The organism is Amycolatopsis sp. NPDC004625 (assembly GCF_040609695.1).
Classification (GTDB): domain Bacteria; phylum Actinomycetota; class Actinomycetes; order Mycobacteriales; family Pseudonocardiaceae; genus Amycolatopsis.
The window spans coordinates 124,987-138,295 of sequence record NZ_JBEXKX010000011.1 but is presented as its reverse complement, the minus strand read 5'-3'; the positions used below and the strand labels follow the sequence as shown (position 1 = coordinate 138,295).

The 13,309-nt window shown below is 72.2% G+C and carries 11 protein-coding genes and 1 tRNA gene; 8 read left to right on the top strand and 4 right to left on the bottom strand.

What is annotated here, in order from left to right; translation table 11 throughout:
- Nucleotides 1-95: 95 nt before the first annotated feature.
- Nucleotides 96-1,412, bottom strand: a complete 1,317-nt coding sequence (locus ABZW17_RS15195; RefSeq protein WP_354813594.1) for a hypothetical protein — start codon at nt 1,410-1,412, stop codon at nt 96-98.
- 64 nt (nt 1,413-1,476) lie between these two features.
- Here ABZW17_RS15195 and ABZW17_RS15190 point away from each other — a divergent pair, with 64 nt between their 5' ends.
- Both ABZW17_RS15190 and ABZW17_RS15185 read left to right on the top strand, forming a co-directional pair.
- On the top strand, nt 1,477-2,868 hold the full coding sequence (locus tag ABZW17_RS15190; protein ID WP_354813592.1) for a class I SAM-dependent methyltransferase: 1,392 nt from the start codon (nt 1,477-1,479) through the stop codon (nt 2,866-2,868).
- 10 nt (nt 2,869-2,878) lie between these two features.
- Nucleotides 2,879-6,058 carry a glycosyltransferase gene (locus ABZW17_RS15185; RefSeq protein ID WP_354813590.1) on the top strand — a complete coding sequence of 1,060 codons (3,180 nt, stop codon included), beginning with the start codon at nt 2,879-2,881 and terminating at the stop codon, nt 6,056-6,058.
- Here the strand turns inward: ABZW17_RS15185 and ABZW17_RS15180 are convergent, their stop codons facing one another.
- The gene (locus tag ABZW17_RS15180) at nt 6,059-7,219 is read right to left on the bottom strand and encodes a hypothetical protein (RefSeq protein WP_354813588.1); all 1,161 of its coding nucleotides are present in this window, start codon (nt 7,217-7,219) and stop codon (nt 6,059-6,061) included.
- A gap of 244 nt (nt 7,220-7,463) precedes the next feature.
- Here ABZW17_RS15180 and ABZW17_RS15175 point away from each other — a divergent pair, with 244 nt between their 5' ends.
- On the top strand, nt 7,464-8,069 hold the full coding sequence (locus tag ABZW17_RS15175) for a hypothetical protein (RefSeq protein ID WP_354813586.1): 606 nt from the start codon (nt 7,464-7,466) through the stop codon (nt 8,067-8,069).
- Here ABZW17_RS15175 and ABZW17_RS15170 read toward each other — a convergent pair.
- Nucleotides 8,047-8,730, bottom strand: coding sequence for an alpha/beta hydrolase (locus ABZW17_RS15170; RefSeq protein ID WP_354813584.1), 684 nt, complete (start codon nt 8,728-8,730; stop codon nt 8,047-8,049). The genes ABZW17_RS15175 and ABZW17_RS15170 overlap by 23 nt on opposite strands.
- Before the next feature lie 133 nt (nt 8,731-8,863).
- Between ABZW17_RS15170 and ABZW17_RS15165 the strand changes: the two genes are divergently transcribed.
- Nucleotides 8,864-9,406 carry a DUF2716 domain-containing protein gene (locus ABZW17_RS15165; protein WP_354813582.1) on the top strand — a complete coding sequence of 181 codons (543 nt, stop codon included), beginning with the start codon at nt 8,864-8,866 and terminating at the stop codon, nt 9,404-9,406.
- A gap of 93 nt (nt 9,407-9,499) precedes the next feature.
- The gene (locus tag ABZW17_RS15160) at nt 9,500-9,901 is read left to right on the top strand and encodes an immunity 7 family protein (RefSeq protein WP_354813580.1); all 402 of its coding nucleotides are present in this window, start codon (nt 9,500-9,502) and stop codon (nt 9,899-9,901) included.
- A gap of 172 nt (nt 9,902-10,073) precedes the next feature.
- On the opposite strand, the gene ABZW17_RS15155 is transcribed toward ABZW17_RS15160, so the two are convergent.
- Nucleotides 10,074-10,146 (bottom strand) — tRNA-Gly (locus ABZW17_RS15155).
- Between the two features lie 188 nt (nt 10,147-10,334).
- Between ABZW17_RS15155 and ABZW17_RS15150 the strand changes: the two genes are divergently transcribed.
- The 3 genes from ABZW17_RS15150 to ABZW17_RS15140 all read left to right on the top strand — a co-directional run bounded on the left by ABZW17_RS15150 (nt 10,335) and on the right by ABZW17_RS15140 (nt 13,290).
- The gene (locus tag ABZW17_RS15150; protein ID WP_354813578.1) at nt 10,335-11,873 is read left to right on the top strand and encodes a sigma-70 family RNA polymerase sigma factor; all 1,539 of its coding nucleotides are present in this window, start codon (nt 10,335-10,337) and stop codon (nt 11,871-11,873) included.
- Between the two features lie 103 nt (nt 11,874-11,976).
- Complete coding sequence (locus ABZW17_RS15145; protein WP_003076880.1) at nt 11,977-12,417, top strand: hypothetical protein; 441 nt, start codon at nt 11,977-11,979, stop codon at nt 12,415-12,417.
- 12 nt (nt 12,418-12,429) lie between these two features.
- On the top strand, nt 12,430-13,290 hold the full coding sequence (locus ABZW17_RS15140; protein ID WP_354813576.1) for a DNA-formamidopyrimidine glycosylase family protein: 861 nt from the start codon (nt 12,430-12,432) through the stop codon (nt 13,288-13,290).
- The last annotated feature ends 19 nt before the right edge of the window (nt 13,291-13,309 follow it).

The following is a 13,309-nucleotide window of genomic DNA, read 5'->3' as shown; positions in this document are numbered from 1 at the left end:
CGTGGCCGCACGGAGTCATTGTGCACGGGTGCGCTCACCTGTTCGTCGCCCACCACCCCGTCGTTACCTCCACGTGGCGGAGGGTGTGCCGCGGGTCAGCGGGGGTGCGCGGCCAGCACCTGGCCCAGCAGGTCGATGGTCTGGTCGCGCAGCAGCGCCGACGATCCGCCGATCACGCTGCGTTCCACCAGCTCGAAGGTGACGATGTCGCGGTCGGCGAACAGGCTCGTCATCTCCTGCGCGGTGCTCTGCGCCACCGTCTCGGCGTGCACGATGGTGACGTCCTGGCAGGTCGCGGCCAGGAACGGGCTCGCGAACTGGGTGAACGAGTCGGCCACGACCGCCATGTTCGGGGCGATCGAACCGGCCGGGGTGGCGCCGTCGGGCTGGGTCAGCCGCAGCGGGCTCTTGAAGTCGCTGGCGATGTAGCGCGTGCGGTCGGCGCTGCCGTCGGTGGAGAGGCTGTAGGTCGTCAGCTGCCGCTGTTCGTTGCGGCCCAGCACCCGGGCCAGGTCCGCGGGCCACGGCCGGACGCCGTTCGGCGCGGCCTGCCAGCCGGCCGTGCTGCCGGGCGCGATCGCCGCACCCAGCGCGTACGTCATGACCAGGCCGCCGTCGAACGACCAGTGCGTGTCGTTGCGGTCGTACAGCGGGTGGCCGACGCGCTTTTCGGCGTCGGCGAGCGCGGGCCGCAGGTCGATCGCGCCCGTCTCGCGCGGCACGCGGTTCCAGAACTCGGCGGTCCGCGCCTGCGCGCACGGCTTGCCGACGTAGGTGTCGGGCAGGTGCGCCGGCTCTTCGCTGTACTTGTCCGGCGCGATGACCAGCTCGAACTTGCGCCCCGACTTCTCGACGGCGGCCCGCAGCTTCCGCAGCGCGCCGACGACGTGGTCGGTGTCCATCACCGGACGGCAGCGGGCGTTGACGTCCTCGCCGAGGTACAGCCAGTTGTCCTTGCCCGGCAGCACGGTGGGGTAGACGTACCCCGGGACGTCGCCGTTGTCGGGTTTCCCCTGGTCGACGCCGACCGTGCCGCCGTTGTGGTTCGAGCCCTGGCCGGAGCCGGGCGGGTCGCCGAACACGCCGGTGCTGACGGCGTCGGCGGCCTGGACGCCGGCCTGCCGCAGCGGCAGGTGGTCGGTGGCCCAGCCGGACAGGCCGGTGAAGAAGCCCCAGCCGTCGGACAGGCTCGGGAACTCGCGCAGCGGCCGGTTTTCGAAGGCCGCCGGGTGCACGCCGACCGCCGACAGGAACAGCGGCGTCACGAAGAAGAAGGCCGCGCAGGCCAGGGCCGTGCGCTGGCGCTTGCTGTGCCGCGGCCGGTAGAGGTTGTGCTCCTTGGGGAGGAACGACTCCGGCGTCCTCGGCAGGCCCGCCTCGGTGGGCAACTGCGACGGAGGACGGAACGACACAGCCGTATCCTAGCGCCGGGCCGGTGCCGAGCGGCTCGAACGGGTGAACGCGAGGGGACGGGCGATGCGAGGGCCGGGTTACGACCAGCGGCTGGCCAGGGAACGCGAGACCTTCGCCGGCCAGGAGGAGATCCACGGCAACCTGCCGCCGTCGGCGCACCGGTGGTCGAACCGGCACGTGCGCCCGAAGCTCGAAGCGCTCGGCGTTCCGGGGCTCGACGAGCTGATCGTCGGCCAGATCGCCGAACGCGCGCGGAACCTTTCGCGGGACGCCGTCGTGCTGTCGCTGGGCAGCGGCAACGGCGACCAGGAACTGGGCTGGCTGCGCGGCCTGGCCGCCGAAGGTCTGGACAACGTCCGGCTGCGGCTGCTCGAGCTGAACCCCGAGATGCAGGCCCGCGCCGAGGCGTCGGCCCGCGAGCAGGGCGTGGCCGACCGCGTCGAGCTGATCACCGCCGACTTCAACACCTGGCGCGCCGACGCCGGGCACGACGTCGTCGTCGGGTTCCAGGCGCTGCACCACGTCCTGGACCTCGAACACCTCTACGGCCAGATCAAGGACAGCCTCGCCGCGGACGGCGTCCTGGTGGTGCACGACATGATCGGCCGCAACGGGCACCGCCGGTGGCCCGAGGCGCACGAGGTGGTCGACCGGATCTGGGCGACGCTGCCGCCGGAACTGCGCCGCAACGGGCTGACCGGGCAGGTCGACGAGCAGTTCGTCGACGTCGACTGCGCCGCGGACGGCTTCGAGGGCATCCGGGCGCAGGACGTCCTGCCGGTGCTCCTCGACTTCCTCCACCCGAGCCTGTTCCTGCCGTACGGCAACGTGATCGACCCGTTCGTCGACCGCATCTACGGCCACAACTTCGACCTGGACAACACCGCGCACGCCGCGTTGATCGACGAGATCGGCGTGCTCGACGACAGCCTGCTCGACCTCGGGCTCGTCACCGGCACGCGGCTGACCGCGCTGTTCCACCCCACGCCGCAGCCGCTGCGCGTGCACGGCAACCGGACGCCCGAACGCTCGGTGCGCGACACCCGGGTCGTCGACCCCGCGGGCCGCGTCTCGTTCCGGCCCGGCGGCACCAACGGCGAACGGCTGGTCGGCGGCGCGGGGCTCGTCACCGGTCGGATGAACGGCATCGCCCACGACGACTGGGCCGCGCCCTCGGTCGAGTTCCCGCTGCTCACCACGGCCCCGGTCGAGACGATCGAGCTCAAGACCTACCTGCCGGACGACGCCACCGAGTACGGCAGCGTCACGGTGTCCGTGGACGGCGTCCCGGTCGCCAAGGCCGACGTCCACGCGGGGCTGACCGAGCAGGTGCTGCCGGTCCGGCTCGACGCCCACCGGCAGGTGCGGCTTTCGTTCGACGCGGACTGGTCGATCACGGCCGGCGGCGACCGCCGCACACTGGCGTACGTCCTGGTCGGACTGAGCCTCCGCTAATCTGCCCGCCATGGGCAAGGGGACGAGCGGTGAGCGCCTGATCGAGTGGACCGGCGAGCGGTGCGTGCCGTGGACCGACGACCTCCAGGTGATCTACGAGCACTACCACCGCTACGCGTTCGCGGCCCGCTTCGCCGACGGCAAGCGCGTCCTGGACCTGGCCGCGGGGGAGGGCTACGGATCTTCCCTGCTCTCGCGGTCCGCGGCCGGTGTCGTCGGGCTCGAGATCGACCCGACGACCGTCGAGCACGCCCGCAACCGCTACCCGCACGTCCGGTTCGAGGTCGGCTCGATCACCGACCCGGCCGCGCTCGACGGCGAGGTCTTCGACGTCATCACCTGCTTCGAGGCCATCGAGCACGTCGACGAGCAGGACCGGCTGATGGAGCTGGTCCGCAACCGGCTCGCGCCGGGCGGGGTCTTCCTCTGCAGCACCCCGGACATCGAGGTCTACACGCACGACCACGGCAACGAGAACCCGTACCACGTGCACGAGCTGACCGAATCGGCGTTCCGCTCGCTGCTGTCCGCGAGCTTCGCGCACGTCGCCGTGCTGCGGCAGAACGTCGCCGTCGGCTCGCTGATCCACGACGACGGCGCCGGCACCGGCGCCGAGGTGCTCACCCTGCAGGCCGACGACGCCGACGGCTGGGTCGTCGAAGCCGGGGCGCCGCACACGTACTTCGTCTCGGTCGCCTCGGCCGAGCCGATCGACGTGCCCTCGACGTCGGCCATGATCGACCCCAAGCTGACGCTCGTCGCCCGCGCCGCCGCCGAGGCGGGCCGGCTGCGCGACGGGCTGGGCCGCGCGGAAGCCGAGCGCGACCGGGCGACGGCGTCCGTCACCCGCCTCACCTCCGAACTGGCCCAGGTCACGGCGGCCGAACAGCGCGCGGCAACCGAGCGCGACGAGGCGCTCCGGCAAGCCGAACGCGCCCGTGAAGACCGCCAACGCGCGGCCGGCGAGCTGAGCCGCCTGCAGCGCAAGGCGGGCTACGACCGCGAACGCCTGGACTGGCTGGCCGGCAACAACACCAGCCTCAGCGAAACCATCGGCCGGCTCGCCGCCGAGAACGAAAAGCTGCGCTCCGAGACGTCCGCGCTCGTCCAGCGCGCGATCGGGAAGTACCGCGGCACGATCGAGCGGTACGCCCCGCGCGGCACCCGCCGCCGCGACTTCTACGAGACGGCGCTCGGGCGCCCGGCCGGCGTGCTGCCCGGCGAGCCGGTCGGCGTCCCGGGCCCGGTCGCGGTGACCACCAGCGACCAGCCGATCGTCAGCGTCGTCATCCCGGTCTACGGCAACTGGCGGTTCACCCGCGGCTGCCTCGACTCGATCCAGCGCTACCTGCCGTCGACGCCGTTCGAGGTGATCGTCGTCGACGACCGGTCGCCGGACGACTCCGCCGACCGCGTCGCCGGCTGCGCCGGGGTCCGGCTGGTCCGCGCGCCGCAGAACCTCGGGTTCGTCGGCGCCTGCAACCTCGGCGCCGAGCACGCGCGCGGCGACTTCGTCTTCTTCCTCAACAACGACACCGAGGTCCGGGCCGGCTGGCTGGACGAGCTCGTCGCCGTCGTCGAGACGCGGCCCGACGTCGGGCTCGTCGGCTCGAAGCTGGTCTACCCCGACGGCCGGCTGCAGGAGTGCGGCGGCATCATCTGGGCCGACGGCACCGGCTGGAACTACGGGCGCCTGCAGAACCCGGACGCGCCCTGGTTCCAGGCTCTGCGGGACGTCGACTACTGCTCGGGTGCAGCCCTGCTCGTCCGGCGGGAACTGTTCGAGCGCATCGGCGGCTTCGACAAGCGCTTCGCGCCCGCGTACTACGAAGACACCGACCTCGCGTTCGCCGTCCGGGCGGCCGGGTACCGGACGATGGTCCAGCCCGCGTCCGTCGTCGTGCACCACGAAGGCATCACCAACGGCACGGACGTCTCCTCCGGCGTGAAGCGCCACCAGGAGCTCAACCGCGGCGTCTTCGTCGACAAGTGGAGCGTCCAGCTGCGCGACCACTTCCCCGAGGCGAGCCCGCGCGCGGTGTGGGCCGGCCGGCAGCGCACGAAGGACGGCCACCGCGGCGGCACCGTGCTCGTCGCCGACCACCAGGTGCCGATGCCGGACAAGGACTCCGGCTCGGTGCGGATGTTCCGCATCCTCGAACTGCTCGTCGGCCTCGGCGAGCGGGTCGTGTTCATGCCGCTCAACAACGCGCTCCCGGAGCCGTACGCCGAGGCGCTGTACCGCGCGGGCGTCACCGTGGTGACCGGGCTCGGCGAGCAGCTGGAGTTCCTGCGCGACGCCGGCGCGGACCTGCGCCTGGCCGTGCTGTCGCGGCCGCACGTCGCCTGGCAGCTGCTGGAGCAGGTGCGCGAGCACGCGCCCGACTGCGTCATCGCCTACGACACGGTCGACCTGCACTTCGTCCGGCTCAACCGCCAGGCCGACCTGGCCGCGCAGCTGGGCAACACGCGTGAGGAACTGACGCTGCGGCGGCGCGCCGAAGTGCTGCGGGAGTCGGAACTGGGCCTGACCCGCGCCACCGACGTCACCTTCGTCGTGTCCGATGTGGAGCGTGCGCTGCTGGGCGAGCTCGTGCCGTCGGCGCGGGTCGAGGTGCTGTCCAATGTGCACTACGCCGACGGCTCGGTCGCGGTCCCGGAAGGCCGCTCCGGCGTGCTGTTCGTCGGCAGCTTCGACCACCTGCCCAACCGGGACGCGGCGCGCTGGCTGGCGGAGGAGATCATGCCGCTGGTGCGCCGCCGCCGTCCGGACGCGGTCGCGCAGATCGTCGGCAGCAACCCGCCGCAGGAGGTGTTCGACCTGGAACGCGACGGCGTCGTCGTCCGCGGCTGGGTGCCGAACCTCGACAGCGCTTACCGCGAGGCCCGGGTCGTCGTCGCGCCGCTGCGCTTCGGGGCCGGGGTCAAGGGAAAGCTGGGCGAGAGCCTCGGCTACGGCGTGCCGGTCGTCGCCACTCCGCTGGCGGCCGAAGGCATGCACCTGACCCACGGGCGGGACGTGCTCGTCGGCGGCTCGGCGCCGGAGCTCGCGGACGAGATCGTCACCGTGCTCGAGGACGACAAGCTGTGGCAGCGGCTGTCCGAAGAGGGCAAGACCGTGGTGGACCGCCTCTTCGGCGCCGACGTCGCCCGGGCCACGCTGGCCGGGGTGCTCGACCGGCGCGGGTGATCAGCTCGGCGGCAGCGCTTTCTTGAACACCGCGACGGCGTTGTCGAGGCTCGTCTTCAGCTCGTTCTTGTCCTTGGCGAAGGGCTGGGACGCCCACAGCACGATGGCGACCTTGCCCGAGGTGTACCAGGTGCCGTCCATCCGCAGGTCGCCGTTGCGGCCGGTGACCATGGCCTGGTCGGCCGGGATCGGGGCGAACCCGCCCGCGCCGGCCGCCTCGCGCAGGTAGTCGACGATCGCCTTCGCGCCTTCCTCGTTTTCGGCGGGGATCGCGTAGCCGAGGAAGCCGGTGTCCCCGGCCGAAGAGGCGCGGTACACGAACTGCGTGACGCCGTGCTGCGAGAAGACCTGGGCCGCCTCCTTCGGGTACAGCCCCAGGTCCAGGCCGCGGGCCAGCGACATCGCGGCGCTTTCCGGGTGCGGCATCCCGGGCAGCGGCGGCACCTGGTCCTCCAGCTGCGGCTGGGCCGCGGCGGCCGGGGGCTGCGTCACGACAGGAGTGAACGTGGAGAGCGCGTTGGGCTTTTCGTCGCTGCCGCCGAGCCAGAGCGTCGCGCCGATGACCACGCCCAGCGCCACGAGCACGCCGAGGGCGATGAACGGCCACGGCCGCCCGGAGCGCCCGGCCGGCTCGCCGTCGGTGGCCCAGCGGTGCTTGCCGGACGGCTCGTCGGGCTCGGGGAGCGGCTGCGGCGGGCGCGACTCGCCGCCCGGCGGCGTGATCGGCGGGAACCGGCTGCCCGGGCCGTGCTCCGTCGGGCCGTCGACGCGCAGGTAGCGGGTCGGCGTGATGTCGGCCGGGCTCGGCGCGGTCGTCATGTGGTCGGGGATGGCCGGCACCTGGCTGGTCGACAGCGTCTTCGGCAGCCCGGTCCGCTGCCACGGCGGCGGGGGGACCGACGGCCGCGGCGACTCCATGCGCTGCGGCGGCAGGACCGGGTGGACGGGCGGAGCCGGCGGGCCGGGTGCCGGGCGGTTCGCCGGGTTGGCGCTCCGCCAGGTTTCACCCGGACGGCGCAACGGCGAAGGCACCGGTGACGGCACCGTCGAACCGGAGGCCTGCGCGAGCAGCTCGTCCCGCTGTTTGCGGTGGTCAGCCGGCTCGATCCGACCTTCGGCAAGCTCCGCGTCAAGACGGCGAAGCTCTTCCTGCCAGCTCATCCTTCTGGACCCCCATCCACCGTTCGGGGCATCAGTCTGGCACGCAAGGCCGACCTGCAAGGTTGCGGTTTGAGGTTGATCGGCAACGTAGCGCAAGTCCGGCGTTTGCGGGAGACCTCCCGCGTCACCCGCCCGGGTCACCCGTCAGGCTCCGGAAACTGTCGTACATATGTTCTAAAATTGGCGTTGTCCAGGGGAGATGCCGCCCGTGAGCGCGGGCGGCGTGATGGAGGAAGGCAGGGCCATGGCCTACATCACCCTGTCCACGTTCGTGGGCTACAGCGCGAGTTCCGGGCCGTCGCGGTCGTCGTTCGTCCGGCGGCAGCGCCGGCAGTACGAAGATCCGGCGCGGGCGGCGTTCAACTACTACCGGCGGGCGGCCAACGCGGTGCGGTCCGGGCGGGCGGCGAACCAGGACGAGGTGGCGCTGCGCGCGCTCGTCAACGCCGCCGACGACCGGACGAAACCGCACTACGCGGCGATCGCGGAGGGCTGGCTGCGGTACCTCGGCCGGAAGTCGCCGAAGCTCGTCGACATCGGCCGCGGCCGGTGCCGGATCGGCGAGCTGGAGATCGGCGTCAGCCCGCAGATGGGGCTGCGCAAGAGCGACGGCCGCCGTTACGCGACCTGGCTCTACTTCAAGGAGGAGCCGCTGGCGAGGGATTCGGCGCAGCTCGCGCTGTGGGTCATGGAGCAGGCGATGCCCGACATCCTGCCCGGCGGCGAGGCGCTGGTGATCGACGTCCGCCGCGCGAAGGAGTACCAGCTGTCCGCTCGCGACCGCGAACGGCTGCGGCCCTGGGCCCGCAGCGAGGCGTCGGCGTTCCTCACGTTGTGGGACGCAGCCTGAGCAGCACCCCGGCCACCAGGTCCGGCCGGGTGACGAAGGGGTGGTGCGCCACCGGCAGTTCGACGACGTCGGTGGCGCGCGCCGCCTGGGCCCGCTGGGTCCCGGGCAGCGTCGCGCGGTCTTCGCCGCAGACGACGTAGGTCGACGGGACGTCCCGCCACGCCGCCCGGGTCGCCGGCTGGCCGAACACCGCCTCGTTCTGGGCGGTGAGCCGGCCGGCGGCCCCGGCGTAGGTGTGGTCGTCGAAATCCTGGGCGAAGAGGGGCCGCACGAGCTCCTCCCGGACACCGGCGGTGCCGTCGCCGTGGCTCACGTGCCACGGCGGCGGCTCGCCCGTGCCGAAGTCCGCGAGCGCCTCGCCGACGTCCGGCAGGAACGACGTCACGTAGACCAGGCGGTGCACCGCGGGGTGCTCACCGAGTGTGGTGATCACCATGCCGCCGTAGGAGTGGCCGACGAGCAGGGCGGGTTCGCCGGAGGCGTCGAGCAGGGCGCGGACAGCCTCGGCGTCGGCGTGCAGGTCGCCGCGCGGTTCGCCTTCGCAGCTCGGCAATACTGCCGCTGAGCTGCGCAAACCGTGTCCTTCGAGTACGTCGGCCGTCGGCTGCCACCACCAGGCGCCGTCGCGGACGAAGGCGCCGTGGACGAAGAGAACCCGCATGGTGACAACTTGGCAGAACCCACCCGGTCGAGTGACACAGTTCGCGGCGGGCGGACGAGGACTGGACAAACCGGAGGCCGAACACGAAGCTTTCGCGTGTTCTTCCGTGCCTGGCCGACTTGAGGTCTCAATCGTGAATGCTGCCTGGGAAGCCGTCTCCCGCGTCGTGGACGAGCCCGCCTGGTACTGGGTGTACGACAAGCTGGCGTTCTGGCCGAGCACCTACGCCCACGCCTGGCCGGGTTTCCGCGAGCCGGCGCCGTCGCGGACGTGGGACCTGTCGCCCGGGAACCTGGACCGGTCCTCCGCCGAGTTCCGCCTCGGCCCGTACGCGGTCGAGGAGCACCAGGTCGCGACGATCGCGCTGGCCGCGTTCCGCGAGGTCTGCGGCCCGGACGAGTGGATGTGGGCGCTGCACTGGCAGCACCAGTCCTACCGCGTCCGCCCGCACCTGATGTCCGGGAGCGCCCGGTGGCCGGTGCCGGTGTTCCCCCGCGCGGACTACCACCTGTTCCTGGCGGCGGACTTCTCCTACGGCACGCTCGGCCACCCGTGGGAGCGGACGCTGTGCGTGTTCGGCGAGAAGCTGGTGCCGGCGTTCGAGCGGCTGAGCGAAGGCGTGCTGTCGAACGTGCTGCGCCGCGACGGAAAGCCCTCCGAGACAATCGGGGCCTAGCCCCGAGCCGGGGGCTCCGCCACCCGACCCCCCGAAGAGCCGTCCGAGCTGGCCCCCTGAGCGGCCCGTCGATCTCTTGCTACCGTTCTGCGGGTGTTCGAATATCACGGCTGGGTGACCATCCAGGCGACCGCGAGCGGCGACGACGACGCGGCGCTCCTGGAGCGCCTGGTCGACCGCGTCCACCGCGCGATCCGCGACGCGGGCGACTTCGACCTGGTCGACCTCCGCTGGAGCGCGGGCATGCCGATGCTCCACTTCGGCGGCTTCGACAAGCACGGCGGCCACCTGGCCCCCGACCTCCTGACGTTGTTCACCCGAGCAGGTGAACTCGCCCCGGGCTCGTACGGCCTCTTGTACACCTGGGACGACCAGGACACGGAGAACGACAACAACTTCCGCGTCTACCGGATGGCCCGAGGCCAGGTAACCGAACGCGAAGACCCCCACCTGACCCCGGTGGCCCCCACGGTCCTGGACACCTACGAGCTCTGAGCGCACCCGCTCAACGCACCCCAACGCGCTCAACGCGACCGACGCGGAGCAGGGGCACCCTCCCAAAGTCCGGCAAAGGCACCGTGGGGGGTCCGGGGGGCTCGGCCCCCCGGGTGAAATGGCGAAGGGGTCGTGGTCGGCGTTTTCCGCCGACACGACCCCTTCAACCCCGAGCGGATGACGGGATTCGAACCCGCGACCCTCACCTTGGCAAGGTGATGCGCTACCAGCTGCGCTACATCCGCGTTGTCTTGCTGATGTAGGGAACTCTATACCCTCCGTTCAGGGGCCCGGTGACCGGGTCCCCCTGTGCCCTGACCCGGTGCTTCGGTGTCACAGCTGGCGTACAAGGGGTGACGACGGCTGTTTCCCTCCGTATGGTGTCTCCATTCGACCGAATGGGGAGACCTTCGGGGAGGAGGTGCCGGGCCGGATGACCGAGCTGGGCACGGTGCCGCCACAAGCGGCCTCGGAATCCGACGAACAGGCACTGCTGCAACGGCTTCGCGACGGTGAGGACGCCGCGTTCGGGGAGCTGTTCGAGCTGCACGCCGCCGCGGTCCGCCGGCTGGCGCAGAGCCTGGCCTCCGACCGGTCGGAGGCGGAGGACATCACCGCGGAGACGTTCTTCCGCGTGCTGCAGGCGCTCCGGCGGGGTGCCGGTCCCCGCGACTACGTCCGCGCCTACCTGCTGACCGTGGCCCGCCGGGTGTCGTGGGAGTGGCACGGGGCCCGCCGGGACGTCCCGGTTTCGGACGACGAGCTGACCTTCCGCGCCGGGGCGGGTGCCGACACGCACGCCCGGACCGCCGAGCACACGCTGATCACGACCGCGTTCACCAGCCTGCCGGAGCGCTGGCGGACGGTGCTGTGGCAGACCGAGGTCGAGGGCGAGCAGCCCGCGATGGTCGCGCCGCACTTCGGGCTGAGCGCGAACGCGACGGCCGCGCTGGCCCGCCGGGCGCGTCAGGGGCTGCGTGCGGCCTACCTCCAGGCACACCTTTCGGTGAACCGCGGCCCGGATTCGTGCCGCGCGGTCGTGGAAAAGCTCGGCGGGTTCACCGCGGGCAGCGTCACCGGCGCCGAAGCCGAGCGGATCAAGGCGCACCTGCACGGCTGTCCGTCGTGCCGCGCCACCCAGGACGAACTGCGCGACGTCTGCTCGTCGCTGCGCGCGCACGCCGGGGTGCTGGTGCTGCTGGTGCCGGCCGCCGCGTCCCTCGGTGGCGGCGGGGTGCTGGCCGGCCTCGGCGCGACGATCAAGGGCGTGCTGGTCGGGTCCAAGGTCAAGATCGGGCTCGCGCTGGCGTCGACCGCCGCCGTGGGTGCCGTCGGCGTCGCGGCCGGGCCGGTGCTGTTCGGGTCCGCGCCGGTGCAGGACGTCGGGCTGACCGGGGGCGCGCCCGAACTCGTGGTGGTTCCGCCGTCGGTGCCGCACCAGGAGCCGCCGCCGCAGGGGCAGCCGGAGCCGCGGATCGGCATCGGGGTGCTCAACGGCCGCGGTACCGGGGTCGCGGTCCCGGCGCGGGCGAAGGGCGGCGAGCCGCACGTCGCCGCGAACGAGGTACCGGACGTGCCGGTCGCCGGGGACGTCCCGGTCGGGAACGTCGGCGGTCCCGTCGGGCAGCCGATCCCGCGTGAGGACCTGACGTCGTCGACGTTCAGCGCGTCCGACCACCCGGCGACCTCGCCGCGGCTGGACACCTCGAAGCCCGACCTGACGATGACCACGGAGTCCACCGACGCGACGTCGCCGAAGGACGCCGAGGTGCCGGAGCTGTCGCCGACCAGCCGTCCCGGCGAACCGACCCTCGCCGAGAAGCCGGCGCCGAAGGACGACGAAACCCCGGTCACGGACCCGACGTCGACGGTGACGCCGACCTCGGGGAAGCCGTGCCCGAGCAGCGCCACCTCCGACGTCACCGCGTCGGGTGAACCGTCGGATCCGGCGCCGGCTTCCGACCGCCGGTGACCTCTTCCGCGGGGCGGGATGTCCGGTTCCGATCTCGCGCGGGTGCGGCCGGGCACGGTACCGTTGAGGCGCTCACCCTGCGGGCGCCCCGGGAGGCAACTGAATGAACCGGCTGGTACGCGGCGAAGACGGCCGCGACTGGGTGGTCCGTGCCCAGATGGAATGGCGCGCACCGGCGACGGCCGACGACTTCGAGCACGACGTCGCGGGCAGCTACGGGCCCGGTATCGCGATGATCGTGGTGACAGCGCTGCTGGCCGTGATCCTCGTCGTGTGGACGCCCGACCAGGTGAACGTCCCGGCGTGGGTGCTGCTCGCGCTGCTGCTCGTGGTGCTGTTCTTCCCGCTGCGGTGGATCCTGCGCCGTCCGTGGACGGTGGTCGCGGAGACCGAGGGCGACGTGACCGGCGACCGGCCGTCCGAGCGCTGGGTCGGCACCATCCGCGGCATGTTCACCGTGCAGGGCGAGGTCAAGAAGATCTCCAAGACCATCCAGCGGCATTCGCTCCCGGATTTCGACGGGCCGCTTCACCCGGTCGAGTAGGACACTGAGGCCATGCCCGAGCTACCCGAGATCGAAGCACTGGCCCACTACCTGCGCGAAAACGCCGTGGGGCAGACGATCTTCCGCATCGATGTCGCATCGCTGAGCGTGCTGAAGACGGCGACCCCGCCGTGGACCGAGCTGCACGGCCGCGAGATCACCGGTGCGACCCGGCACGGCAAGCACCTCGACGTCGTGGCCGGTGACCTGCACCTGGTCATCCACCTGGCCCGCGCGGGCTGGCTGCGCTGGTCCGACGGCCTGGCCGCGACACCGCTGAAGCCGGGGAAGGGCCCGATCTCGCTGCGCGTGCACCTCGAGTCGGCCACCGGGCCCGGCTTCGACCTCACCGAGGCCGGCACGAAAAAGGGCCTGGCGGTGTGGATCGTCCGCGACCCGCAGGAGATCGCGAGCGTCGCCCGGCTGGGGCCGGACGCGCTGACGCTCGACGCGGCCCGGCTGCGCGAGCTGTTCGCCGGCAAGAACACCCGGCTGAAGTGGGCGCTCACCGACCAGTCGCTGATCGCCGGGATCGGCAACGGCTACTCCGACGAGATCATGCACCGCGCGAAGCTCTCGCCGTACGCCACGGTCGGCAAGCTCGACGAAGGCGCGCTGGAGACCCTCGCCGAGGCGATCCAGGAGGTCGAGACCGACGCCGTCGAGCGCTCGGTGGGGCAGAAGGCGGCCCGGCTGAAGGGGGAGAAGCGGTCGGGCCTGCGGGTCCACGCGCGGACGGGGCTGCCGTGCCCGGTCTGCGGCGACACGATCCGGGAAATTTCCTTCGCCGACAAATCGTTCCAGTACTGCCCGACCTGCCAGACCGGCGGCAAGCCGCTCGCCGACCGGCGGATGTCCCGCCTGCTGAAGTAGGTGCCGGACGGACGCTCGG

Coding starts and splice junctions, on each gene's coding strand:
- ABZW17_RS15190 (WP_354813592.1), top strand. CDS start 1,477: ATGCGAGGGCCGGGTTACGACCAGCGGCTGGCCAGGGAACGCGAGACC.
- ABZW17_RS15185 (WP_354813590.1), top strand. CDS start 2,879: ATGGGCAAGGGGACGAGCGGTGAGCGCCTGATCGAGTGGACCGGCGAG.
- ABZW17_RS15180 (WP_354813588.1), bottom strand. CDS start 7,219: ATGAGCTGGCAGGAAGAGCTTCGCCGTCTTGACGCGGAGCTTGCCGAA.
- ABZW17_RS15175 (WP_354813586.1), top strand. CDS start 7,464: ATGGCCTACATCACCCTGTCCACGTTCGTGGGCTACAGCGCGAGTTCC.
- ABZW17_RS15170 (WP_354813584.1), bottom strand. CDS start 8,730: ATGCGGGTTCTCTTCGTCCACGGCGCCTTCGTCCGCGACGGCGCCTGG.
- ABZW17_RS15150 (WP_354813578.1), top strand. CDS start 10,335: ATGACCGAGCTGGGCACGGTGCCGCCACAAGCGGCCTCGGAATCCGAC.
- ABZW17_RS15145 (WP_003076880.1), top strand. CDS start 11,977: ATGAACCGGCTGGTACGCGGCGAAGACGGCCGCGACTGGGTGGTCCGT.
- ABZW17_RS15140 (WP_354813576.1), top strand. CDS start 12,430: ATGCCCGAGCTACCCGAGATCGAAGCACTGGCCCACTACCTGCGCGAA.